A 21354-nucleotide genomic window follows, 5' to 3' on the forward strand; every position below is an offset into this window, starting at 1 on the left:
GGGGGACACCACGCCGGGCACGCTGTCCCTGCGGCTGCCGTTCCGTGCCCCGCTCAACCCGGACAACCTCTTCGGCCATCTCGCCGCGACCGCCGTGCCGGGTGTGGAGGAGTGGCGCGAGGGCGCTTACCGCCGCACGCTGCGCCTGCCGTACGGGCACGGGATCGCCGCCCTCGCCCCGCGCCCGGACCACATCGCCTGCCGTCTCACCCTCAGCGACCTGCGGGACCTGGCGGTGGCGATCAGCCGCTGCCGCCGGATGCTGGACCTGGACGCCGACCCGGTCGCGGTCGACGACCGCCTGCGCACCGACCCGCTGCTGGCCCCGCTGGTCGACAAGGCACCGGGACGCCGGGTGCCGCGCACGGTGGACGAGGCCGAGTTCGCGATGCGGGCGGTACTGGGGCAGCAGGTGTCCACGGCCGCCGCCCGCACCCACGCCGGCCGCCTGGTCACCGCGCACGGCACCCCCGTGGAGGACCCCGAGGGCGGCCTCACCCACCTCTTCCCCTCACCCCGGGCACTGGCCGCTCTCGATCCCGAGACCCTGGCGATGCCCCGCACCCGCCGCACCACCTTCACCACCCTGGTGCGTCAACTCGCCGACGAGACCCTGCACCTGGGGGTGGAGTCGGACTGGGCCGAGGCCCGCGCCCGGCTCCTCGCGCTGCCCGGCTTCGGACCCTGGACGGTCGACGTCATCGCCATGCGCGCCCTCGGTGACCCGGACGCCTTCCTGCCCACCGACCTCGGTATCCGCCGGGCGGCGGCCGAGCTGGGGCTGCCGTCGACGCCCGCGGCGCTGATCGCGCGGGCGGAGGCGTGGCGGCCGTGGCGGGCGTACGCGGTGCAGTATCTGTGGGCGACCGACAGCCACCCGATCAACTTCCTTCCCGTGTAAGTGAGTTCCACGATGATCTGCCACACCGAGACCGACGGCCCCTACGGCCCGCTCACCCTCGTCGCCGCCGACGGCGCGCTGTGCGGCCTGTACATGACCGCACAGCGGCACCGCCCGCCCCAGGAGGACTTCGGCCCCCGCGACGACTGCCTGCCCTGCTTCGACGCGGCACGCGAACAGCTGGAGGCGTACTACGCGGGCGAGCTGCGCGAGTTCACCCTCGAACTCAACCTGCGCGGCACCCCGTTCCAGCGCAGCGTCTGGGACCAGCTGCTCCGCATTCCGTACGGCGAGACCCGCAGTTACGGGCAACTCGCCGACGCCCTGGGCAAGCCGAGTGCCTCCCGGGCGGTCGGTCTCGCCAACGGCCGCAACCCGATCGGCATCATCGTGCCCTGCCACCGCGTCGTGGGCAGCGACGGCAGCCTCACCGGCTACGGTGGCGGTCTGGACCGCAAACGCCGTCTGCTCGACTTCGAACGCGGCACCGCCCTGTTCTGACTCAACCCGCCGGAACATCCCCGGCGGCCTCCACCCGGGCGAGGGCGTCCGCCGAGCGGCACCGGCCGCCGCCCTCGCCTTGGCCCAAGCCTCGTACGTCCGACGCATTGACAGCCTCCGGTCGGAGTCGCTCTCATGTGTGGGAGCGCTCCCATAGTTGGGAACGGCACCCTCCCATCCACTGGCTCGGAGGTAGACATGCGCACTCTTGTTCCGCGATTACGGCATCGCCCCTGGGTGGTGGCGGTGCTGGCGGGCTTCTCGGCCGTCGGGCTGCTGCTGGCCGCCTTCGTCGCGGCGCCGGTCAGCAGTGCCGCCGCAGACTCCGGTTGCCGGGTCGACTACGCCGTCGATCAGTGGTCCGGTGGATACACCGCCGCGATCAAGGTCACCAACCTCGGCCCCGCCGTCACGAGTTGGCGGCTGACCTGGACGTACGGCGGTGATCAGAAGGTGACGTCGGCCTGGAACGCCAGCGCCTCCCAGAGCGGGAAGGCGGTCACCGTCACGGACGCCGGGTGGAACGGCGCCCTGGCCACGGGGAGTTCCGCGGACTTCGGGGTTCAGGGGACGTACCAGGCGGCGAACCCCACGCCGAGCGACTTCGCGGTGAACGGGGTGTCCTGCGGCGGGACCACGGCGCCGACCGATCCGGGGACGCCGACCACCCCGCCGCCGAGCGGTGGCTGCGGCAGCGCCGTGCTCTGCACCGGGTTCGAGGACCAGAGCGGGTCCACGCCCTCCGGTGCCTGGCAGTTCACGGCGCCCGACTGCCAGGGCACCGGCACCGTCACGGTCGACACCTCCGTCGCGCACAGCGGCGGCAAGTCGATCAGGGTGGACGGCAAGGCCGGGTACTGCAACCACGCCTTCGTCGCCACGACGGCGGACCTCTCCTCGGTGGGTCCCGTCTACATCCGTATGTGGGTACGGCACACCACCGCCCTCCCCGCCGGGCACGTCGCCTTCGTCTCCATGCCCGACAGCTCCCAGGGCGGCAAGGCGCTGCGGATCGGCGGCCAGAACGGCGCCCTTCAGTGGAACCGCGAGATCGACGACGCCACCCTGCCCGCGCAGAGCCCGGCCGGTGTGGCGCAGAGCGAGCCGCTGCCCACCGGCAGCTGGCAGTGCCTGCGTTTCATGGTCGACACGTCGAACGGCCACCTCGACACCTGGCTCGGCGACCAGCAGGTCCCCGGTCTGCACCAGGACGGTGTCCCCACCGCGGACATCGACCAGCAGTGGCTGTCCCGCACCGCGGCACCGCGCCCCACCGGCCTGCGCCTCGGCTGGGAGAGCTACGGCGGTGGTGACGACACCCTGTGGTTCGACGACGTCGCGGTCGGGTCCGCGCCGATCGGCTGCTGAGGGGCGGCGGCTCGGGCGTCGTACCCACCGGTGCGGCAACGTGCGGCGACCGGAACGGGATCCGGCCGCTGAGGGCTCTCCAGGAGGACGAGGCTCTCGGCGGCGCGTCTCATCGTTCGTGGTCGGGCCCCTTCGTCTCGTCCGTTCGTGTCGCGCTGGACGCGAGGCTGTGGGACAACCGGTCGAGGGCCTCGCGGAGTTCGGCCGGGGGGTGGACGGTGAGGGGGCAGCCGAGCCCCGCCAGATAGCCGGCCATGGTGTCGAGCCGCTCGGCGCGTGTCTCCAGCAGGACTCCGTCGGCGGTCCGCACGAGGGTCGCCGCGGCCGGTGGGATGCGGCGGGCTGCCTGTTCCAGGCTGGTGTGCAGGAGCACCCGGACCCGGTGCCGACCGGCGACCTCGCTGAGGCTCTCGGCGGCGCGTCTCATCGTTCGTGGTCGGGCCCCTTCGTCTCGTCCGTTCGTGTCGCGCTGGACGCGAGGCTGTGGGACAACCGGTCGAGGGCCTCGCGGAGTTCGGCCGGGTGGTGGACGGTGAGGGGGCAGCCGAGCCCCGCCAGATAGCCGGCCATGGTGTCGAGCCGCTCGGCGCGTGTCTCCAGGAGGACTCCGTCGGCGGTCCGCACGAGGGTCGCCGCGGTCGGTGGGATACGGCGGGCGGCCTGTTCCAGGCTGGTGTGCAGGAGCACCCGGACCCGGTGCCGACCGGCGACCTCGCTGAGGCTCCCGGCGGCGCGTCTCATCGTTCGTGGTCGGGCCCCTTCGTCTCGCCCGTTCGTGTCGCGCTGGACGCGAGGCTGTGGGACAACCGGTCGAGGGCCTCGCGGAGTTCGGCCGGGTGGTGGACGGTGAGGGGGCAGCCGAGCCCCGCCAGATAGCCGGCCATGGTGTCGAGCCGCTCGGCGCGTGTCTCCAGCAGGACTCCGTCGGCGGTCCGCACGAGGGTCGCCGCGGCCGGTGGGATGCGGCGGGCGGCCTGTTCCAGGCTGGTGTGCAGGAGCACCCGGACCCGGTGCCGACCGGCGACCTCGCCGAGGGCCGCGGTGAGCTGCGCGACGGGGTCGTACCCGGGCGGTGGCGGTGTCGCCCGGGGATCGGCGGCGGCCTCCAGGGAACGGACGCGGTCGACCCGGAACACCCGGATCGCGGCGCGGCGCGAGTCGAGCCCGGTCACGTACCAGCGGCCCCCGTGCAGGACCAGCCCGTAGGGGTCCAGGTCGCGGGTGGAGGTCTCGCCCCGCCAGGACCGGTAGGTGATGCGGACCCGGCGCCGGTCGCGGGCCGCGCCGGCCAGGTCCAGGGCGATGCGGGGGCCGGGCGGGGCGCTCGTGTCGGGCGGCGGGGTGCGCGTGAACGTGTCGCGCAGCGCGGCGACTTGGTCCGCGAGCGGCTTGGGCAGGACCCGGTTGATCTTGGCGAGGGCGCTCTCGGCGCTGCCGTCGGGCAAGCCGTGCGGGAGACCCGAGAGCAGGCCGAGGACGACCGCGGCGGCTTCCGCGCCGGTGAGCGCGAGCGGCGGGAGCCGGAAGGCGGGCGGCAGCCGGTAGCCGCCGTACCGGCCGCGTCCGGCGGAGACCGGGATGCCGAGGTCGGTGAGATGGGCGGCGTAACGGCGCACGGTCCGCTCGCCCACGCCGAGCCGTCGCGCCAGCTCCGGGCCGCTGATGCCGGGCCGGTCCTGCAACAGCTCCAGCATCGCCAGGACGCGGGTCGTGGGTCGCTCGTTCGGCAAAGCCCCTCTTCCCGACGGCTTTCCGGACCGATTTCGTCCTGATACGAGTCTACCTTCGGGGCGTCAGCAGGTGTGGCGAAGCGAGGAGAAGGCAGATGTCGACCTATGTGCTGGTTCCCGGATTCTTCTTCGGACCCTGGGTCTGGGAGGAGGTCGGCGGGCTGCTGCGCGCCGCCGGGCACGAGGCGCGCACGGTGTCCCTGACGGGGCAGGGCGAGCGGTCCGGTGAGGCGACCCCCGACGTGAGCGTCTCCACCCATGTCGCCGACATCACCGACGCGATCGGGGACGCGGACGACGTGGTGCTCGTGCTGCACAGCGGCGCGACGATCGCGGGCACCGCGGTCGCCGACCGGCTGCCGGAGCGGCTGCGGCGGATCGTCTACGTGGACACCGCGCCGTTCCCGGACGGCATGGCGCAGATCGAGTTCCTGCCGCCCGACGTGCAGGCGGAGCAGCGGCGGCAGATCGAGACGGAGGGGAAGGGCCGGTCGCTGCCGGCCCGGCCCTTCGACGAGGACGACCGGCGGCGCGACCCGGTCTCCCTGGCCGGTCTCTCGGCGGCCGATCTGGCCCAGATGCGCCGGAGCGCGACCGCGCAGCCCGCCGCGCTGGTGCTGGAACCCGCGCGGCGGCCCGCCGAGATCCCGGACACCCCGCGCACCCTGATCGCCTCCACCTTCACAACCGAGCAGGTACGGGCCATGGTCGCGGCCGGAGCACCGGCCTTCGCGATGCTGGCCGACCCGAGCTGGACCCTGACCGAACTGCCCACCGGGCACTGGCCGATGCTGTCCCGCCCCAAGGAACTGGCGGAGTTGTTGCTTGCCGCGTGAGGGCCGCCCCGCCGTCGGGGCGGCAGAACGGGGCGGAGAAAGCTCACCCCCACCACACGGGTTCCTCCCCGGCCACAGGCCATTTGGTCATGTCCCCAACCGAAATTCCCCCGCGACCGGCAAAGCACCGCAAAAAGGGTGTAAAGGGGTTAGGGGAGGGCGAACCGGCGGAGGCGGGGCGACATCTTGGTGAACGATGGGCGGCGCGCGGTCAGGCACGCGTCGCCGCTGCCGGATGGGGTGTGCACGTGGTGGAGCCGAGGATCGCCGTCGCCGTGGTGACGATGGGCAACCGGCCCGCCGAGGTCGACGCCCTGCTGGAGTCCGTGGCCAAGCAGGACCTCGCCCCCGCCCGGACCGTGATCGTCGGCAACGGCTGCCGGCTCCCCGAGTTCGCCCGCCGCCTCTCCCTGCCCGGCGAGGTCACCACCGTCGACGTGCCGGAGAACCTGGGCTGTCCGGGCGGCCGCAACGTCGCACTCGCCCGGCTGCGCGAGTTCGGGGACATCGACGTCGTCGTGGAACTGGACGACGACGGGCTGCTCGTCGACGCCGATGTGCTGCGCCGGGTGCGGGACCTGTACGCCGCCGACCCGCGGCTCGGCATCGTCGGCTTCCGCATCGCCGACGAGCACGGCGAGACCCAGCAGCGGCACGTGCCCAGGATCGGCGGCTCCGACCCGCTGCGCGGCGGCTATGTCACCGGGTTCCTGGGCGGCGGCCACGCCCTGCGCACGGCCATGCTGGCCGAGACCGGGGACTGGCCGGCCGAGTTCTTCTTCGCGCACGAGGAGACCGACCTCGCCTGGCGCGCCGCCGACGCCGGCTGGAAGATCCGCTACTGCCCCGAACTGCTGCTCCAGCACCCCAAGACCTCCCCGGCCCGGCACGCCATCTACTACCGCGTCAACGCCCGTAACCGCGTCTGGCTCGTACGGCGGCGGCTGCCGCTGCCGCTCATCCCGCTCCACCTGGGGGTGTGGACCCTGCTCACCCTCGCCCGCACCCGTTCCGCGGCCGGGCTCAGGGCATGGTTCGGCGGGTTCATGGAGGGGGTCCGGGAGCCGGCCGGAGAGCGCCGTCCGATGCGCTGGCGGACGGTGTGGCGGCTGACCAGGCTGGGCCGCCCGCCCGTGATCTGAGCACGCGGGGCATCTGGAGGCGGGACGGGGTCCCGGTCGTTCACCTCCGCCGACCGGGACCACTCACGTCCCCGGATCCGACCTGCGGCGACACTCCCCCGAGTGACGCGACTGACGCGCGCGCCGTCGGGCCGGTTCCGATGGAATGATCACATCAAGTCTCACCAACGGATCGCTAACATGTGGCCGAGGGAGCGTCGGTGCGAGAGAGGTCGAATGACCGGAACTCGCCCGGTGACAGCGGCGGCAGGCCGGTGAGCGGACCGGCGGCCGGACGTCCGGACGGCCGCTGACCAGGGTTGGTCGCCCCGCGGACGGCGGCAGGGGACCGGCCGCGGAAGGTGGCGGGAAATCGTCGCCTGCGGGGATGGATTCCCGCCAGGAGTACGGCGGGCACGCGCCCGCCGCGGAGCACGGTCGGCCCCGACCGCACGGGAAGGCAGTGGAGCGGCGTGAAAGGGCGGCGCGAGCTGCGGTTCGGACTGCTGGGTCCGCTGGTCCTCTACGACCGCCCGTCGTACGACGCGGCGCACGCCGCTCCCGGCGAGGGCACCCCCGACACCGCTGCCCGCGCCATCGGCAGCCCCAAGGTGCGTGCCCTCCTCGCCGCGCTGCTGCTGGAGCCCGGCCGGGTCGTGTCGGTCGAGTCGCTGAAGGACGCGCTGTGGGGCGGGGCGCCGCCGGCCTCCGCGCAGGCGTCCCTGCACAACCAGGTCACCCGGCTGCGCCGGCTCCTGGACGATCCCGAACGGCTCAGGTCCGTGCCGCCGGGCTATCTGCTCCGCGTCGAGCGGGGCGAGCTGGACGTGGACGTGTTCGATGCGCTGGTCACCGACGCCCGCGCCGCGCACGCCCGGCAGGACTGGCCGGGCGTCGTACGGTCCTGCACGAACGCGCTCGCGCTGTGGCGCGGCGCCCCGCTCAGCGGACTGCCCGACCTCGGCGGCCACAGCCTGGTGCCCCGCCTGGAGGAGGCGCGGCTGATCCTGCTGAAGTGGCGGTACGACGCCGAACTCGCCCTCGGCGGCACGCGGTTGACGGCGCTCGTCCCCGAGCTGTCGGCCCTTGTCGCGGAGCATCCGTTCCGCGAGGCGTACCACCGTCAGCTGATGCTCGCCCTGCACCGCACCGGCCGCCAGGCCGAGGCCCTCGCCGTGCACCGCGATCTGCGCGCCCGCCTGATCGAGGAACTCGGCGTCGAACCCGGCCCCGCCATGCGCGAGGCCCATGTCGAGGTGCTGCGGGGGAGCGACGGGAGCGACGGGAGCGACGCGTGGCTCCCGGAGGGCGCAGGCGAGGACGAGGGCGAGTACGAGGACGAGGGTGAGGGCGAGGGCGACGGAGAGGAACACTCGCCCGCCCGGGAAGGCCGTCCGGAGCCGGTCACTTCCGTGGTTTCGCGTGCGGACGAGCGCGAAGGCGAACGCGGCACCGAACGCGAGGATGGCCGCGGCGAGTGTGGAGGCGGGCGCGGCGGCGGACGCGAGGGCGAGTACGACGGCGCCACGCCCGCACCGCATCCCCCACCCCCCGCCCAACTCCCGCCCGCACCCGCCCATTTCACCGGCCGCGCCTCCGTCCACCGCACCCTGCGGCACGCGCTGACCGAACCGCCCGCGCCGGGCCCGGCCGTCGCCGTGGTCTCCGGCATGGCGGGCGTCGGCAAGAGCGCGCTCGCCCTGCAGGTGGCCCATGAGCTGCGGGAACGTTTCCCCGACGGTCAGCTCTACGTCAACCTGCACGGCGCCACCCCCGGCATGCCCCCGCTCGCCCCGGCGCAGGCGCTCGCCACCCTGCTCCGCGACCTCGGGGTCGAGCCCCGCGATGTGCCCGAACACCCGGATGCGGCAGCCGCGTTGCTCCGCTCCCTGCTCGCCCCCGCCCGCATCCTGCTGGTCCTGGACGACGCGGCCGACGCCGCCCAGGTGCGGCCCCTGCTCCCGGCCGGCCCCGGCTGCGCGGTGATCGTCACCAGCCGCTCCCCGCTGACCACCCTCGACGGCGCCCGGCGCTTCCCGCTCACCCCGCTGACCGGCGAGGAGAGCGCGGCCCTGCTCCGCGCGCTGAGCGGCCGTCCGGGACTGGACGCCGGGCACGCCCTGGTCGAGCTGACCGGCGGACTGCCGCTGGCGCTGCGCGTGGTCGCGGCCCGGCTCGTGGCCCGGCGCGCCCTCACCCCGGACGCGCTGGCCGGTCAACTGGCGTCCACGGGAGGCAGGTTGCGGCAGCTGGAGTACGACGACCTCAGTGTCCGGCGTTCCCTCGCCGTCGCCCATGACGCCCTCGCCGCCGCCGAACGCGAGGCCGACCGGGACGCGGCCCTCGTGCTGCGCCGCGTCGGCGCGCTCGACCTGCCGACCTACGGCGCCCCGCTCCTCGCCCGCCTCACCGGCATCGACGCGCGCCGCGCCGAGGCCGCCCTGGACCGCCTGGTCGACGTGGCCCTGCTGGAGGAGACGGCCTACGGCCGCTACACCCCGCATGACCTGGTCCGCGAGTTCGCCCGCGAACTGGCCGAGGAAGAGGGCGCGTTCCGTACGGCCGCCGCCCCCGCCCCGGCCGATCGGGCTCCCGCGCCTACCCGTGACGACGCGCACCCCGACCTCGTCGCCCTGCGCTGGTACGCCGCCGTGGCCGAGCGCGCGCTCGTCGCCATCGTGGAACCCGGCCTCGACCTGGACGACCGGCTGCGGCCGACCCCCGCGCAGCCGCCGGAACACGCCGCCGACGTGGCCGGGCTGCCGTCCTTCGAGTCGGCCGGGCAGGCGTTCGCCTGGGGCGAGACGGAGCTGGAGAACGTGGTCGCGCTGGTGGCGCGCAACGCCGACGCGGAGGATCCGCGCAGACTGGCCCATCTCTCGGTGCTGACCCGCCTGCTTTTCCCGTATGTGCAGCGCGGCGGCCGGGTCGCGGAGATGGAGGCGCTCGGGCGGGCCGCGCTCGGGGCGGCACGGCGGCTCGACGACGAGGAGGCGCGGGCGTACGCCCTCGGCGATCTCGCGGGCGTGCACTTCCTGACCGGCCGGCACAACGACGCGCTCGCCCTGACCGACCGCTGTCTGGAGAGCTGGCGGCGGCTCGGGGTGCCCAGCCGCATCCGGCGCTGTCTGAACAACCGGGGGCTGCTGCTGGAGGGGCTCGGCCGGTTCGCGGAGTCCGAGGAGGCGCTGCGGGAGAGCCTGTCCTACGCGCGGCTGCTGAACGACCCCGTCGGCGAGGCCGTCACCCACAGCCATCTCGGCAATCTCTACGAGCACACCGATCCGCGCGCCGCCATCGAGCAGCACCGGCGCTCGCTGGCGATCGGGGAGGCGGTGGGCGCCGTCATCGTGCGCCACTCCGGGCACTGCAACATCGGCTACGCCCATCTCGCTCTCGGTGAACCGGCCGCCGCCGCACGGCACTTCGAGCAGAGCCTCAGCATCCTCGGCGGACACGGCGACTGGCACGGCGAGTCCCAGACCCGGCTCGGCCTGGTCCGCGCGCTGCGGGAGCTGGGGGAGGGGGAGCGGGCGTACATCGAGTGCGGCGAACTGCTGCGCCGCGCCGACGCCCGCGCCGACCGCTACACGGGCGGCCTGGCCCGCCACCAGCACGGCCTCCTGCTGTGGGCCCAGGGCCGCCACCCGGAGGCCCGCACCGCCTGGCACACCGCCCTCACCGCCCTGACCGGCACGGACGAACAATCCGTACTGACCGAACTGCGAGAACTGCTGGCCGAGTGAACAACGGCGCCCGGCCCGCCGGCACCCGCACCCGCGCTCCCCTGCTTCTCCTGCTCCTTCTATTTCGCGTCGGCATAACACTCCACCACCGCCGTCGTGAACGGAAACCGCACCGGTGTCTCGCCGAAGGTCAGGCGCCCGGCGAGGGCGGATGCCTCGTGGATGGCGGCCACCACGGTGTCGGCCTCTTCGGCGGGGCAGTGCACGATCACCTCGTCGTGCTGGAAGAAGACCAGTTCGGCCCGCAGCCCGGCGCAGGACCGGCGCAGGGCGGCGAGCAGCAGCAGGGCCCAGTCGGCGGCGCTGCCCTGGACGACGAAGTTGCGCGTGAAGCGGCCCCGCGCCCGGGAGTTGGTGGAGGCGTAGCCCGGGACCCAGGTCGTCTGGCCGTCGGCCGGTGTCTCCCCCTCGTCCTCCCCGGGCCCGATGGGGATGCCCGCCTCCTCCGCCGTGTCCCCGTCGGCGCCCGCGGCCGGTGGGCAGGTGCGGCCCAGCCAGGTCCGCACCAGCCGGCCCTCCTCACCCGCCCGCGCCGCGTCGTCGACATAGGCGACGGCCTTCGGGAAGCGGCGGCGCAGCGCGGCGAGGTTCTTCAGTCCGTCGCCGGAGGTCTGTCCGTAGACCGCGCCGAGCACGGCCATCTTGGCCTGGTCGCGGTCGCCGGAGAAGGCCCGCTCGGACACCGCCTGATAGAGGTCGCTCGCCCGGCCCGCGACCTCCATCAGACCGGGGTCACGGGAGATCGCGGCCAGCACCCGCGGCTCCATCTGGTCGGCGTCGGCCACCACCAGCCGCCAGCCGGGGTCGGCGACCACGGCCCGCCGGATCACCTTGGGGATCTGCAGGGCACCCCCGCCATGGGTCACCCAGCGCCCGGTGACCGTGCCACCGGCCTGGAACTCCGGGCGGAAGCGGCCCTCACGCACCCAGTCCTGGAGCCAGGACCAGCCGTGGGCCACCCAGATGCGGTACAGCTTCTTGTATTCCAGGAGCGGTGCGACGGCCGGATGGTCGAGGGACTGGAGCTCCCAGCGGCGGGTGGACCGCACCTTGATCCCGGACTGTGCGAACGCCCTGATCACATCGGCCGGCAGATCGGGCCGCACCCGGCGCCCGAACGCGGCGGAGACCTCGTCCGCCAGCTCCGCGAGGCGGCGCGGCTCGCCCCCGCCCGCATACCGCTCCCCGAGCAGATCGCGCAGCAGCCCGCGGTGCACCTCGGCGCTCCAGGGCAGCCCGGACCGGTTCATCTCGGCGGCCACCAGGGTCCCGGCGGACTCGGCGGCCGTCAGCAGCCGCATCCGGCCCGGATCGTCCGCCTTCTCGTGCCGCCGCAGCTGGTCGGCGTAGACCGCGAGCAGGTCGGCCAGCGGCAGCGCGGCGCCGGTGGACTCGAACAGCGAGGGCTGGGCGCCCGGTTCGGCCGCCCGCTGCGGTGGATCGGCCGGCACGGGGCCGCCCCGGAGGCGGGCCAGGGCGGCGGCGGCCGAGCGTGGTTCGCCGTACCGCCCCTCGTGGCCCAGCAGCAGGGTCTCGGCGACCTCGATGTCGTAGCACCGCTCCACTCGCACCCCCGTGGCGAGCAGGCGCGGATAGACGTCGGCGGTCGACCGCCACACCCAGCGCGTCACCTCCGGGCGGCTCCGCACCGCCCCGGCGGGATCGCTCTCCCGCCGCACCGGTCCGGCGGGCAGCCCGTCCGGGCCGAGGGGGGCGACGTCCACGCCACCGTCCTCGGCCGGAGCGAGTGCCCACCGGTCGGCCATGACTGCGAGTGTGGCAGGCCCCACTGACAATCGCCGTGACCTGCGGTTTCAGTCCTCGTCGGGAGTCTTTGAGTGCTTCTCCAGAAGCAGTGCGAGGACCCTGTCCACGTACTCCTCGGCCGCGGCCTTGGTGACGCCGAGCCCGCTGAGGACGCCCGTGCCGTTCTCGTGCTCCAGCAGGGCCAGCAGGATGTGTTCGGTGCCGATGTAGTTGTGCCCGAGCCGCAGCGCCTCGCGGAAGGTGAGTTCCAGGACCTTCTTGGCCTCGGGGCCGTAGGGGACGAGGTCGGGGACCTCCTCGGCGGCGGGCGGCAGCGCGGCCGTCGCGGCTCGGCGCACGGCGTCCGGCGAAACGTCCTGCGCGGTGATCGCCTTCGCCGCGATGCCTTCCGGCTCGGACAGCAGCCCGAGGACGAGGTGTTCGGGGCGGCCCTCGGGGTTGCGGGCGGCCACCGCCTCGCTGTGCGCGGCCATGACCACGTTCCGCGCGCGGGGGGTGTAGCGGTTGAAGCCCTGGCTGGGGTCGAGGTCGGCGGACTCCTTCGGCACGAACCGCTTCTGCGCCGCCTGCCGGGTCACGCCCATGCTCTTGCCGATCTCGGTCCAGGACGCGCCCGAGCGGCGGGCCTGGTCCACGAAGTGCCCGATCAGATGGTCCGCCACATCGCCGAGGTGATCGGCCGCGATCACCGCGTCCTGCAGCTGGTCGAGGGGTTCGGGATGAACCTTCTTGATGGCCTCGATGAGGTCGTCGAGGCGCACGGATGCCGTGATCTTCGGGTTGGTCGCCATGTGTCAACCGTAGGTTGCACCCCTGGTGATGTCAACCGGTGGTTGACAGTGTGGAATCCCGGCGGCGCGGAATTATCCACAGGCTGTGGACGGTGTTCGGCGCGCTGTCGGCGGGGCATGGCACGATCGGCGCTGTGACCAGTTCTGCCAGCACGGTCGAGCGGGCCTTTCGGGCCGCGCTCTACGACGACACCGACACCGGCCTCGACACCGGCGCCTCCCTGCTCGCCGCCGACCCCGCCGCGGACCCCGAACTCACGCGGCGCGGCGAGGAGTTCGTGGCGACCGCGTGGCGGCGCGGCTGGGCGCCCGCCGATGTCGTACGACTCGTGCGGCGCGAGCTGGAGCAGCCGCACGTGCGGCTGGCCGCGGCCCTGATCCGGGCGCAGTCCGGCGCGGACCGGCCGCGCGGGCGCCGCTGGACCGCCCAGCTCGACGAGCTGCCCGCGGACCCCGTCTCCGGAGCCGACCGCTTCTCCCATGCCACCACCGTCCTGGAGCTGTACCGCCTGCTGCTGCGCCTGCCCTCCCTCGAACCCCTGGAGGAGGAGACCCGCCGCACCCACGGCCCCGCCGCCTCCCGGCTCCTCGGCCGCATCCGCGCGCTGCTCGCCAAGGCCGAGGCGACCGGCTACCCGGAGGAGGCCGAGGCGCTGACCGCCAAGGCGCAGGAGCTGATGGCCCGGCACAGCGTCGATGAGGCGCTGCTGGCCGCCGCCGCGCCCGCGCCGGACGCGCCCGGGGCCTGCCGGATAGGCGTCGAACCGCCGTACGAACAGGCCAAGGCCGTCCTGCTGGACGCCGTGGCCACCGCCAACCACTGCCGCGCGGTGTGGAACGAACCGCTCTGCTTCTCCACCGTCGTCGGCTTCGAGGGCGATCTGGAAGCGGTCGAACTGCTCTACACCTCCCTGCTGGTGCAGGCCACGCACGCCATGACCAGGGCCGAGGCGGGCCAGCGGGCGGCCGGACGCAAGCGCACCAAGACCTTCCGGCAGTCCTTCCTCGCCGCCTACGCCCACCGGGTCGGCGCCCGGCTCGCGGCCGCCGCCGAGAGCCAGGTCACCCAGGATCTGCTGCCGGTGCTGGCCACCCGCGAGATAGCGGTCACCGGTCGCATGGAGCGGATGTTCCCGCAGACCACGACCACCCGGCTGCGCGGGGTGAGCGACGAGGCCGGCTGGACGGAGGGCGCTGCCGCCGCCGACCGCGCCCAGGTCAGGGCGCGGCCGCGGCTGGAGTGAGACGCGGCCCGCACGCCCCCGAAGGCTCAGTCGCCGGCCTGCTGGAAGGTGCTGACGGAGGCGTTCGGCTTGGTCGCGGCGCCCTGGCCGGCGATCGGGCCGTACTTCCAGGGGAAGCTCTGCACCGCGTCCCCGCCGGGCAGGGTGATCTTCAGCTCGGTGGCCGCGAGGCTGGTGGCGTCGCCGTCCTTGCCGCGCACATAGCTGATGGTGAAGGCCGCGGCGTCGCCCTTGGCGAGCTTCAGCGTCTGTGCCTTCGCACCCTTCTGGGCGGACAGCTTCGCGCTTGTGCCGGACTTGTTCAGGGTGACGCCGGGGAAGTTCTCCAGCGTGCAGGTCTTGCTCTGGTTGGTGATGCTGACCGGCACCTCGCCGGTGTCGCCCGCCGCCGGTGCCACGCTCGCCGCTCCGACCTGGAGGGACACCCCGCCGATCTGGCAGGCCGAGCTGTTCTTGCCGCCGCTGCCGCTGTTGCCCCCGCCACCGCAGGCGGTCAGCAGCAGGGCGGCGGCAACGGCGGTGACGGTGAGCGGAAAGGCGCGCATGAGCAGGTCCCATCGAGGTCGTGACGGTGCTCCTGCATCATCGCGCCTGGACGGCGACCCCGTTCGCGCGCCCCTCGTAAATCACCGCTTCAGGTGCTTCCCGTGTTTTCCGTACCGGAAGGCAGCCTCACTGCGCGGCGGCGGTCGGCAGGCCCGATGGCAGCTTGCCGCCCTCCGCCTTGGTGAACGTCTCCTGGCCCGCCTTGCCCGACCAGGTGACCTTCATGGAGGTGCCGTCGACCGAGTCGACCATCCCGGTGGTGCGGTCCTTGCCGCCCTTGGCGCAGGTCAGATGGATCATCTGCATGCCGGACTCGGTGCCCGCGGTGCCGCTGCACACCGTGCCGCCGGTCGCGAAGATCCCCGCCTGCCTGCCGTTGATCACCAGGGCCACGATGGTGCCGCCGCTGGTGGCCAGCCAGCTGCCCTGGAGCTTGCCGGAGGCGCCGCTCACCCCGGAGCCGTCGGCGGACGAGGACGGCGCGGGGGAGGCGCTCGCCGTGTTCGACGGGTCCGTGGAGGAGTGGTCGCCGCCGCCACCGCCGCCGCACGCCGTCAGCGCCAGCGCGCCCACCAGTCCCGCGGCCAGGGCCGCGATCCGCACCCGTGTACCGGTCGAAGCAGTCGCCGAAGTCACGTCAGGCTCCCCAAGCTGTAGGCGTCCGCCGCCCTCGGCCGGACGGCCCGCAGCAAGCTATCAGCAGAGCCCGCCGGGAACTTCCGTGCGCCAGGACTTCCTTACCGGGCAGGGAACAGTAAGGGCCCGGAATGCGTCTCTTCCTTGTGCACGAGGAATCCGATCCCGGTGAACCGGCCCGTCCCGCGCCATGGATGATCATGGTCGGAGGGAAGCGGGGCGGGTATGTATCGCCCCCTCCAGGGCAGGCGCTGAGACGGCTTCGGTGAAAACGGCGGCATACGGTCGCACATCGTCAGGTAAAGCGCGCGTCAAGGCTGTAACTGTGAGAACACTCGCCGTGCACGTGCATCTGCTCGTGCAGTTGCACGTGAGGCGGGGGTTATGATCCAGGTCAGTTGACCACCGCATCTATGGCCTCACCAGCCAGTGCACACCGGGGAGCGACCTGTGGACCGCGACGTTGACGGCGTGTTCGGGGGGTACGACGTGTACAACGGCATGGCTGCCACGCAGCTGGACGGAGTGGCCTGGCAGAAGAGCAGGCACAGCAACTCACAGGGTTCGTGCGTGGAGTTCGCGCGCCTGCCGGGCGGCGAGGTCGCCGTTCGCAACTCCCGCTTCCCGGACGGCCCCGCGCTGGTTTACACGCGGGCCGAGATAGAAGCGATGCTGCTGGGCATCAAGGACGGCGAGTTCGACCACCTGATCGCGAGCTGAACCCGCCCGCACACGGCATGCCTGTGTGCGGGCGAGGAAAAGGGGACGTCAGCGACGCGCGTAGACGGTCAGGCCGGGTGTTCCACGTGGAACATCGCCCAGACGACCTTCCCCTCCAGCGGACCGGCCAGCGGATGCCAGCCCCAGCCGTCCGCGAAGGAGTCGACCAGGAAGAGCCCTCGTCCGGACTCCGCCGAGAAGTCGTCGGAGTCCTGCGGCACCGGCGACTCATGACTGGGGTCCCGCACCGCGCAGACCAGCCGCTCGGCCCACCGCATCAAGTGCAGCCGTACCAGGGAGACATGCTCCTCCGTACATCCGTACTCACCCGGCAGCGCATGCCGCAGCGCATTGGTGACGAGTTCGGAGACGACCAGGCAGACATCGTCGAAGCGCTCGCCCACACCCCACTGCTCAAGGGTGTCCCGGGTGAACCGCCGAGCCTCGCGCACCGCTTCGTACCGCGCCGGCAGAGCACAGGACGCGGCGCTGGACACGGCCGCGGGGTCCAACGGCGGAAGGCCCTGCCGTAACGGCTTGAGCATGGTCGATCCATTCGTCCCCATGCGAGGCACTCCCGGGAATTCGCGGTCGTTGCGATGCAGCGGTGGCGCGGGACCATGCTTTCGGATGGGAAGAGCAGATGCAAGGGCAGATGCACGTGCACGCGACCGAAATGGACAGGCCCGTACCACTTCTTGGCCATTTTTTCTGCCATCTCCATGACGGTTCCCGCCAGTGGTCCCGACCTTCTCCCCGCCCCGCCTGCCGGAAACGGCCCCGCGCTCTCCGTTTCCGTAACCGTACGAGTACTGCGCGAAGCGTTTTAGTGGCAGACTTCGGCCCCTGAAGACGGTTGGGGAGGCTGGCGAACGTGAGCGCGGGAGAGCCCGGATCGGTGGTGCGGCGGATGCTGCTCGGCTCGCAACTCAGGCGACTGCGTGAAGCTCGGGGAATCACGCGCGAGGCGGCGGGGTATTCCATCCGAGCGTCCGAGTCGAAGATCAGCCGGATGGAGCTGGGCCGGGTGAGCTTCAAGACGAGGGACGTCGAGGACCTGCTGACGCTGTACGGCATCACGGACGAGGCGGAGCGCCAGTCGCTGCTGTCCCTCGCCCGCGAGGCCAACGTGGCGGGCTGGTGGCACAGTTACAGCGACGTCCTGCCCAACTGGTTCCCCACCTATGTGGGCCTGGAGGGCGCCGCCACCCTGCTCCGCGCCTACGAGGTGCAGTTCGTGCACGGTCTGCTCCAGACCGAGGAGTACGCCCGCGCGGTGGTCCGGCGCGGCATGAAGGGCGCGAGCGTCGACGACGTCGAACGGCGGGTCGCGCTGCGCCTGGAGCGCCAGAAGCACCTGTTCTCCGACAACGCACCCGAGTTCCACATCGTCCTGGACGAGGCCGCCCTGCGCCGCCCCTACGGCGACCGCGAGGTGATGCGCGGCCAGCTCCAGCACCTCATCGACATCTCCGAGCGCCCCAATGTGCGCCTCCAGGTCATGCCGTTCAGCTTCGGCGGGCACTCCGGCGAGAGCGGCGCCTTCACCATCCTCAGCTTCCCCGAGTCCGACCTCTCCGACGTCGTCTATCTGGAGCAGTTGACCAGTGCCCTGTACCTCGACAAGCGCGAGGACGTGGCCCAGTACGAGCAGGCGCTCAAGGAGTTGCAGCAGGACAGCCCGGGTCCGGACGAGAGCCGGGATCTTCTGAGAGGACTACTCCAACTCTCCTGACCCGCAAGTAGGATGACGCGTGATCAGACTCAGACCGTGGCCGGGTTCCGGCTCCGCAAGTGATTGAGGGATCACATGTCGTCCTATTTCAGCGACCTGGCCCAGCAGTACATCGACGGCGAATGGCGACCGGGCAGCGGTTCCTGGGACGTCATCGATTTCAACCCGTACGACGACGAGAAGCTGGCCTCGATCACCGTGGCCACCGTCGACGAGGTCGACCAGGCCTACCGGGCCGCCGAGCGTGCCCAGAAGGCATGGGCGGACACCAACCCGTACACCCGGCGCTCGGTGTTCGAGCGGGTGCTTCGACTGATCGAGGACCGCGAGCAGGAGATAGCCGACCTGATCATCGCGGAGCTCGGCGGCACCCGGGTGAAGGCCGGCTTCGAGCTGCACCTCGCCAAGGAGTTCCTGCGCGAGGCCGTGCACCTGGCGCTGCGCCCCGAGGGCAGGATCCTGCCCTCCCCGGGTGAGGGCAAGGAGAACCGCGTCTACCGGGTCCCGGTCGGCGTCGTGGGCGTGATCAGCCCCTTCAACTTCCCCTTCCTGCTGTCGCTGAAGTCCGTGGCCCCGGCGCTCGCGCTCGGCAACGGCGTGGTGCTCAAGCCGCACCAGAACACCCCGATCGCGGGCGGCACCCTGATCGCCAGGCTCTTCGAGGAGGCGGGGCTGCCCGGCGGGCTGCTGAACGTCGTCGTCACCGACATCGCCGAGATCGGCGACGCCTTCATCGAGCACCCCGTCCCGAAGGTCATCTCCTTCACCGGCTCCGACCAGGTGGGCCGGCACGTGGCCACGGTCTGCGCCGCGAACTTCAAGCGCTCGGTGCTCGAACTGGGCGGCAACAGCGCCCTGGTGGTGCTGGACGACGCGGACCTCGACTACGCGGTGGACGCGGCGGTCTTCAGCCGGTTCGTGCACCAGGGGCAGGTCTGCATGGCCGCCAACCGGGTCCTGGTGGACCGCTCGGTCGCGGACGAGTTCACCGAGAAGTTCGTCGCCAAGGTGCGCACCCTCAAGGTGGGCGACCCGCGCGACCCGGAGACCGTCATCGGACCGGTGATCAACTCCGCGCAGGCGAACGCCGTTTCCGGTGTGGTCGAGCAGGCGCTCGCGGAGGGCGCGACGGCGCTGGTGCACGGCGGTACGACCAACAACATGGTCGAGCCCTCGGTGCTCACCGGTGTCCCCGCCGACTCCCTGCTGCTCCAGCAGGAGGTGTTCGGACCGGTCGTCTTCCTGGTGCCCTTCGACGGCGAGGAGGAGGCGGTGCGGATCGTCAACGACACGCCGTACGGCCTCAGCGGCGCCGTGCACACCGGGAACATCGAGCGGGGCGTCTCCTTCGCCAAGCGGGTCGACACCGGCATGTTCCATGTGAACGACGGCACCGTGCACGACGAGCCGATCGTGCCCTTCGGCGGCGAGAAGCACTCCGGTGTCGGCCGGCTCAACGGCGAGACGACCCTGGAGGCGTTCACCACGGTCAAGTGGATCTCCGTCCAGCACGGGCGCAGCGGCTTCCCGTTCTGATCGCCGCCGATCTCCTCGATCACCCCGATCACCTTGCGGGCCCGCTAGGACAGGATCTGACCTAGAGGGCCCGTAGCTTTCCCGGTGTCGGGGCGAACGCCACGGCGAACCGAGGAAAGGCGGCCGGGTCATGGTCACGCATGTGTCCGCGGAGGTGCGGGGCGACGAGCGGGGAGCGCTGCTGGCGTTCATCGAGGAGCAGCGCGGCGGGATCCGCCGGTCGCTGCTCGGGCTGACCGAGGAGCAGGCCCGCACCCGGCCGAGCGCGGGCGAGCTGTCCCTGGGTGGGCTGCTCAAGCATGTCGCCGAGGTCGAGCAGATGTGGCTCGCCCGGGCCAGGCAGGAGGCGCCGCCGGTGCGGCGCGACCAGTCCAACTGGCACGAGAGCTTCGAGCTGGTCGGCGAGGAGACGGTGGCCTCGCAGCTCGCCCACTGGGAGCAGGTCGCCGCCGACACGGAGGAGTTCATCCGCTCCGCCCCGAGCCTGGACGACAGCTTCCCGCTCCCGCCGGACCCCTGGTTCCCGCCGGAGGGCCGGGTCTCCCTGCGCTGGTTCTGCCTCCATCTGATCCGGGAGACCGCCCGCCATGCCGGGCACGCCGACATCGTCCGCGAGTCCCTCGACGGGAAGACCGCGTTCGAGCTGGTGGCCCTGGAGCGGGCGCGGGGCTGACCGGAGCCCGCCGAGCCGCCGCCGACCGGGAGGCCGGGGCGGCGGCCACCGCGCCCCGGCGGTCTCCCGCCTGTCGCCGTCCTAATGGTGGAAGCTCGTCGCCGCCCCCTTGTCCCGGTTCAGCGGATGCGGCTGGCGGCGCAGTTCCGGCAGGAGGCGGGTCAGGTCGTCCAGGAAGAGGTCGGCCAGATCGTGCGAGAAGCCGTTGCGGCAGACGATGCGCAGGACGGAGAGGTCCTCCCGGTTGGCCGGGAAGGTGTACGCCGGGACCAGCCAGCCGCTCTCGCGCATCCGGCGGGAGACGTCGAAGACGTCGTACGACGTGACATGGTCGGCCGTGGTCAGCGCGAACACCGGGAGTTCGTCGCCCCGGGTCAGCAGCCGGAAGTCGCCGAGGCCCTCGATGCGGTCGGCGAGGGAACGGGCCACGTCACGGGTGGACTGCTGGACCGCGCGGTAGCCCTCGCGGCCCAGGCGCAGGAAGTTGTAGTACTGCGCGACGACCTGCGCGCCGGGACGGGAGAAGTTGAGGGCGAAGGTCGGCATGTCGCCGCCCAGGTAGTTCACCCGGAAGACCAGCTCCTCGGGCAGCGCCTCCGAGTCCCGCCACAGGGCCCAGCCGACACCCGGGTACACCAGCCCGTACTTGTGCCCCGAGGTGTTGATGGAGGCCACCCGCGGCAGCCGGAAGTCCCACACCAGGTCTTCGTCCAGGAAGGGCGCCACCATCGCGCCGGAGGCTCCGTCCACATGCACCGGGATGTCCAGGCCGGTGCGCTCCTGAAGGGCGTCCAGGGCCGCGCACAGCTCGGCGATCGGCTCGTAGGAACCGTCGAAGGTCGAGCCGAGGATGCCGACGACACCGATGGTGTTCTCGTCGCACAGCTCGGCCGCCGCCCGCGGGTCCAGGTGGTAGCGGTCGCCGTCCATGGGGATCAGTCGCGCCTCCACCTCCCAGAAGTTGCAGAACTTCTCCCAGCACACCTGGACGTTGATCCCCATCACCAGGTTCGGCCGCGCGCCCGGGTACCGGTCGGCGTTGCGCTGTGCCCAGCGCCGCTTCAGGGCCATCCCGGCCAGCATGCACGCCTCGCTGGACCCCGTGGTCGAACAGCCCACCGCGGCCGCCGGATCCGGCGCGTTCCACAGATCCGCGAGCATCGCCACGCAGCGCCGCTCCAGCTCGGCGGTGCGCGGATACTCGTCCTTGTCGATCATGTTCTTGTCCCGGCACTCCGCCATCAGCACGCCGGCCTGGGGCTCCATCCAGGTGCTGACGAACGTGGCCAGGTTCAGCCGGGAATTGCCGTCCAGCATCAGCTCGTCGTGCACCAGCTGATACGCGGTCGTGGGCGGCATCGGGGCGTCCGGAAGCCGGTGGGTGGGCGGGGCCTCGGTCATACCGCCGACCGGGTTCGCCTCCCCGAAGAACGGGTTGACGGACAACACCCGCTCCTGATGCTTCTGCGGACCTTTGTGCAGGGCCATGGCTGCCTCCTCGCC

20 protein-coding genes are annotated in these 21354 nt (G+C 72.4%); 11 read left to right on the forward strand and 9 right to left on the reverse strand.

What is annotated here, in order from left to right:
• The 3 genes from ACLF5H_RS22230 to ACLF5H_RS22240 form a co-directional block, all read left to right on the forward strand.
• Window positions 1–901 (forward strand): DNA-3-methyladenine glycosylase family protein (locus tag ACLF5H_RS22230; protein ID WP_421677778.1); only part of this gene is annotated, 901 nt, incomplete at its 5' end.
• A gap of 12 nt (window positions 902–913) precedes the next feature.
• Window positions 914–1402: a methylated-DNA--[protein]-cysteine S-methyltransferase gene (locus ACLF5H_RS22235; protein WP_421677779.1), complete on the forward strand. Its 489-nt coding sequence runs from the start codon at window positions 914–916 to the stop codon at window positions 1400–1402.
• Between the two features lie 198 nt (window positions 1403–1600).
• On the forward strand, window positions 1601–2770 hold the full coding sequence (locus ACLF5H_RS22240; protein WP_421677780.1) for a cellulose-binding domain-containing protein: 1170 nt from the start codon (window positions 1601–1603) through the stop codon (window positions 2768–2770).
• Window positions 2771–2879: 109 nt separating this feature from the next.
• On the opposite strand, the gene ACLF5H_RS22245 is transcribed toward ACLF5H_RS22240, so the two are convergent.
• The 3 genes from ACLF5H_RS22245 to ACLF5H_RS22255 are packed head-to-tail and all read right to left on the reverse strand — an operon-like array spanning window position 2880 to window position 4500.
• On the reverse strand, window positions 2880–3197 hold the full coding sequence (locus ACLF5H_RS22245; protein ID WP_421677781.1) for a WYL domain-containing protein: 318 nt from the start codon (window positions 3195–3197) through the stop codon (window positions 2880–2882).
• Window positions 3194–3511: a WYL domain-containing protein gene (locus ACLF5H_RS22250; protein WP_421677782.1), complete on the reverse strand. Its 318-nt coding sequence runs from the start codon at window positions 3509–3511 to the stop codon at window positions 3194–3196. The genes ACLF5H_RS22245 and ACLF5H_RS22250 overlap by 4 nt, the downstream gene beginning before the upstream one ends.
• Window positions 3508–4500, reverse strand: a complete 993-nt coding sequence (locus ACLF5H_RS22255) for a helix-turn-helix transcriptional regulator (protein ID WP_421677783.1) — start codon at window positions 4498–4500, stop codon at window positions 3508–3510. The genes ACLF5H_RS22250 and ACLF5H_RS22255 overlap by 4 nt, the downstream gene beginning before the upstream one ends.
• A gap of 95 nt (window positions 4501–4595) precedes the next feature.
• On the opposite strand from ACLF5H_RS22255, the gene ACLF5H_RS22260 reads away from it, so the two are divergent.
• The 3 genes from ACLF5H_RS22260 (at window position 4596) to ACLF5H_RS22270 (ending at window position 10203) form a co-directional block, all read left to right on the forward strand.
• Entirely contained in the window at window positions 4596–5336 is a 741-nt protein-coding gene (locus ACLF5H_RS22260) for an alpha/beta fold hydrolase (protein WP_421677784.1), read from the forward strand.
• A gap of 248 nt (window positions 5337–5584) precedes the next feature.
• The gene (locus tag ACLF5H_RS22265) at window positions 5585–6478 is read left to right on the forward strand and encodes a glycosyltransferase family 2 protein (RefSeq protein WP_421677785.1); all 894 of its coding nucleotides are present in this window, start codon (window positions 5585–5587) and stop codon (window positions 6476–6478) included.
• Window positions 6479–6930: 452 nt separating this feature from the next.
• Entirely contained in the window at window positions 6931–10203 is a 3273-nt protein-coding gene (locus tag ACLF5H_RS22270; RefSeq protein ID WP_421677786.1) for a BTAD domain-containing putative transcriptional regulator, read from the forward strand.
• A gap of 59 nt (window positions 10204–10262) precedes the next feature.
• Here the strand turns inward: ACLF5H_RS22270 and ACLF5H_RS22275 are convergent, their stop codons facing one another.
• Window positions 10263–11969: a bifunctional 3'-5' exonuclease/DNA polymerase gene (locus ACLF5H_RS22275; RefSeq protein WP_421677787.1), complete on the reverse strand. Its 1707-nt coding sequence runs from the start codon at window positions 11967–11969 to the stop codon at window positions 10263–10265.
• Between the two features lie 48 nt (window positions 11970–12017).
• On the reverse strand, window positions 12018–12761 hold the full coding sequence (locus tag ACLF5H_RS22280; protein ID WP_421677788.1) for a Clp protease N-terminal domain-containing protein: 744 nt from the start codon (window positions 12759–12761) through the stop codon (window positions 12018–12020).
• A gap of 134 nt (window positions 12762–12895) precedes the next feature.
• On the opposite strand from ACLF5H_RS22280, the gene ACLF5H_RS22285 reads away from it, so the two are divergent.
• Complete coding sequence (locus ACLF5H_RS22285; RefSeq protein WP_421677789.1) at window positions 12896–14005, forward strand: DUF2786 domain-containing protein; 1110 nt, start codon at window positions 12896–12898, stop codon at window positions 14003–14005.
• 26 nt (window positions 14006–14031) lie between these two features.
• Here ACLF5H_RS22285 and ACLF5H_RS22290 read toward each other — a convergent pair whose 3' ends face one another.
• Together ACLF5H_RS22290 and ACLF5H_RS22295 are read right to left on the reverse strand one after the other, a co-directional pair.
• Window positions 14032–14550: a DUF4232 domain-containing protein gene (locus tag ACLF5H_RS22290; protein ID WP_421677790.1), complete on the reverse strand. Its 519-nt coding sequence runs from the start codon at window positions 14548–14550 to the stop codon at window positions 14032–14034.
• Between the two features lie 127 nt (window positions 14551–14677).
• On the reverse strand, window positions 14678–15187 hold the full coding sequence (locus tag ACLF5H_RS22295) for a hypothetical protein (RefSeq protein WP_421677791.1): 510 nt from the start codon (window positions 15185–15187) through the stop codon (window positions 14678–14680).
• Between the two features lie 450 nt (window positions 15188–15637).
• Here ACLF5H_RS22295 and ACLF5H_RS22300 point away from each other — a divergent pair, with 450 nt between their 5' ends.
• On the forward strand, window positions 15638–15907 hold the full coding sequence (locus ACLF5H_RS22300; RefSeq protein WP_159703682.1) for a DUF397 domain-containing protein: 270 nt from the start codon (window positions 15638–15640) through the stop codon (window positions 15905–15907).
• A 68-nt stretch (window positions 15908–15975) separates the two neighbouring features.
• Here the strand turns inward: ACLF5H_RS22300 and ACLF5H_RS22305 are convergent, their stop codons facing one another.
• A complete protein-coding gene (locus tag ACLF5H_RS22305) occupies window positions 15976–16473 on the reverse strand; it encodes an ATP-binding protein (RefSeq protein WP_421677792.1) in 498 nt (165 codons plus the stop codon).
• A 344-nt stretch (window positions 16474–16817) separates the two neighbouring features.
• On the opposite strand from ACLF5H_RS22305, the gene ACLF5H_RS22310 reads away from it, so the two are divergent.
• From ACLF5H_RS22310 to ACLF5H_RS22320, 3 genes are all read left to right on the forward strand, one after another.
• Window positions 16818–17642: a helix-turn-helix domain-containing protein gene (locus ACLF5H_RS22310; protein WP_421677840.1), complete on the forward strand. Its 825-nt coding sequence runs from the start codon at window positions 16818–16820 to the stop codon at window positions 17640–17642.
• A gap of 75 nt (window positions 17643–17717) precedes the next feature.
• A complete protein-coding gene (locus tag ACLF5H_RS22315) occupies window positions 17718–19178 on the forward strand; it encodes an aldehyde dehydrogenase family protein (protein WP_421677793.1) in 1461 nt (486 codons plus the stop codon).
• 130 nt (window positions 19179–19308) lie between these two features.
• The gene (locus ACLF5H_RS22320; RefSeq protein ID WP_421677794.1) at window positions 19309–19851 is read left to right on the forward strand and encodes a DinB family protein; all 543 of its coding nucleotides are present in this window, start codon (window positions 19309–19311) and stop codon (window positions 19849–19851) included.
• Window positions 19852–19932: 81 nt separating this feature from the next.
• Here the strand turns inward: ACLF5H_RS22320 and ACLF5H_RS22325 are convergent, their stop codons facing one another.
• Entirely contained in the window at window positions 19933–21339 is a 1407-nt protein-coding gene (locus ACLF5H_RS22325; protein ID WP_421677795.1) for a glutamate decarboxylase, read from the reverse strand.
• Window positions 21340–21354 lie beyond the last annotated feature (15 nt).

It is taken from the genome of Streptomyces sp. LaBMicrA B280 (assembly GCF_049222185.1).
GTDB classification, from domain to species: domain Bacteria; phylum Actinomycetota; class Actinomycetes; order Streptomycetales; family Streptomycetaceae; genus Streptomyces; species Streptomyces murinus.

What these genes read in the sequence shown, in the direction of transcription:
- ACLF5H_RS22235 (WP_421677779.1), top strand. Translation starts at nt 914, where the DNA reads ATGATCTGCCACACCGAGACCGACGGCCCCTACGGCCCGCTCACCCTC.
- ACLF5H_RS22240 (WP_421677780.1), top strand. Translation starts at nt 1,601, where the DNA reads ATGCGCACTCTTGTTCCGCGATTACGGCATCGCCCCTGGGTGGTGGCG.
- ACLF5H_RS22245 (WP_421677781.1), bottom strand. Translation starts at nt 3,197, where the DNA reads ATGAGACGCGCCGCCGAGAGCCTCAGCGAGGTCGCCGGTCGGCACCGG.
- ACLF5H_RS22250 (WP_421677782.1), bottom strand. Translation starts at nt 3,511, where the DNA reads ATGAGACGCGCCGCCGGGAGCCTCAGCGAGGTCGCCGGTCGGCACCGG.
- ACLF5H_RS22260 (WP_421677784.1), top strand. Translation starts at nt 4,596, where the DNA reads ATGTCGACCTATGTGCTGGTTCCCGGATTCTTCTTCGGACCCTGGGTC.
- ACLF5H_RS22275 (WP_421677787.1), bottom strand. Translation starts at nt 11,969, where the DNA reads ATGGCCGACCGGTGGGCACTCGCTCCGGCCGAGGACGGTGGCGTGGAC.
- ACLF5H_RS22280 (WP_421677788.1), bottom strand. Translation starts at nt 12,761, where the DNA reads ATGGCGACCAACCCGAAGATCACGGCATCCGTGCGCCTCGACGACCTC.
- ACLF5H_RS22290 (WP_421677790.1), bottom strand. Translation starts at nt 14,550, where the DNA reads ATGCGCGCCTTTCCGCTCACCGTCACCGCCGTTGCCGCCGCCCTGCTG.
- ACLF5H_RS22305 (WP_421677792.1), bottom strand. Translation starts at nt 16,473, where the DNA reads ATGGGGACGAATGGATCGACCATGCTCAAGCCGTTACGGCAGGGCCTT.
- ACLF5H_RS22310 (WP_421677840.1), top strand. Translation starts at nt 16,818, where the DNA reads ATGCTGCTCGGCTCGCAACTCAGGCGACTGCGTGAAGCTCGGGGAATC.
- ACLF5H_RS22315 (WP_421677793.1), top strand. Translation starts at nt 17,718, where the DNA reads ATGTCGTCCTATTTCAGCGACCTGGCCCAGCAGTACATCGACGGCGAA.
- ACLF5H_RS22320 (WP_421677794.1), top strand. Translation starts at nt 19,309, where the DNA reads ATGGTCACGCATGTGTCCGCGGAGGTGCGGGGCGACGAGCGGGGAGCG.
- ACLF5H_RS22325 (WP_421677795.1), bottom strand. Translation starts at nt 21,339, where the DNA reads ATGGCCCTGCACAAAGGTCCGCAGAAGCATCAGGAGCGGGTGTTGTCC.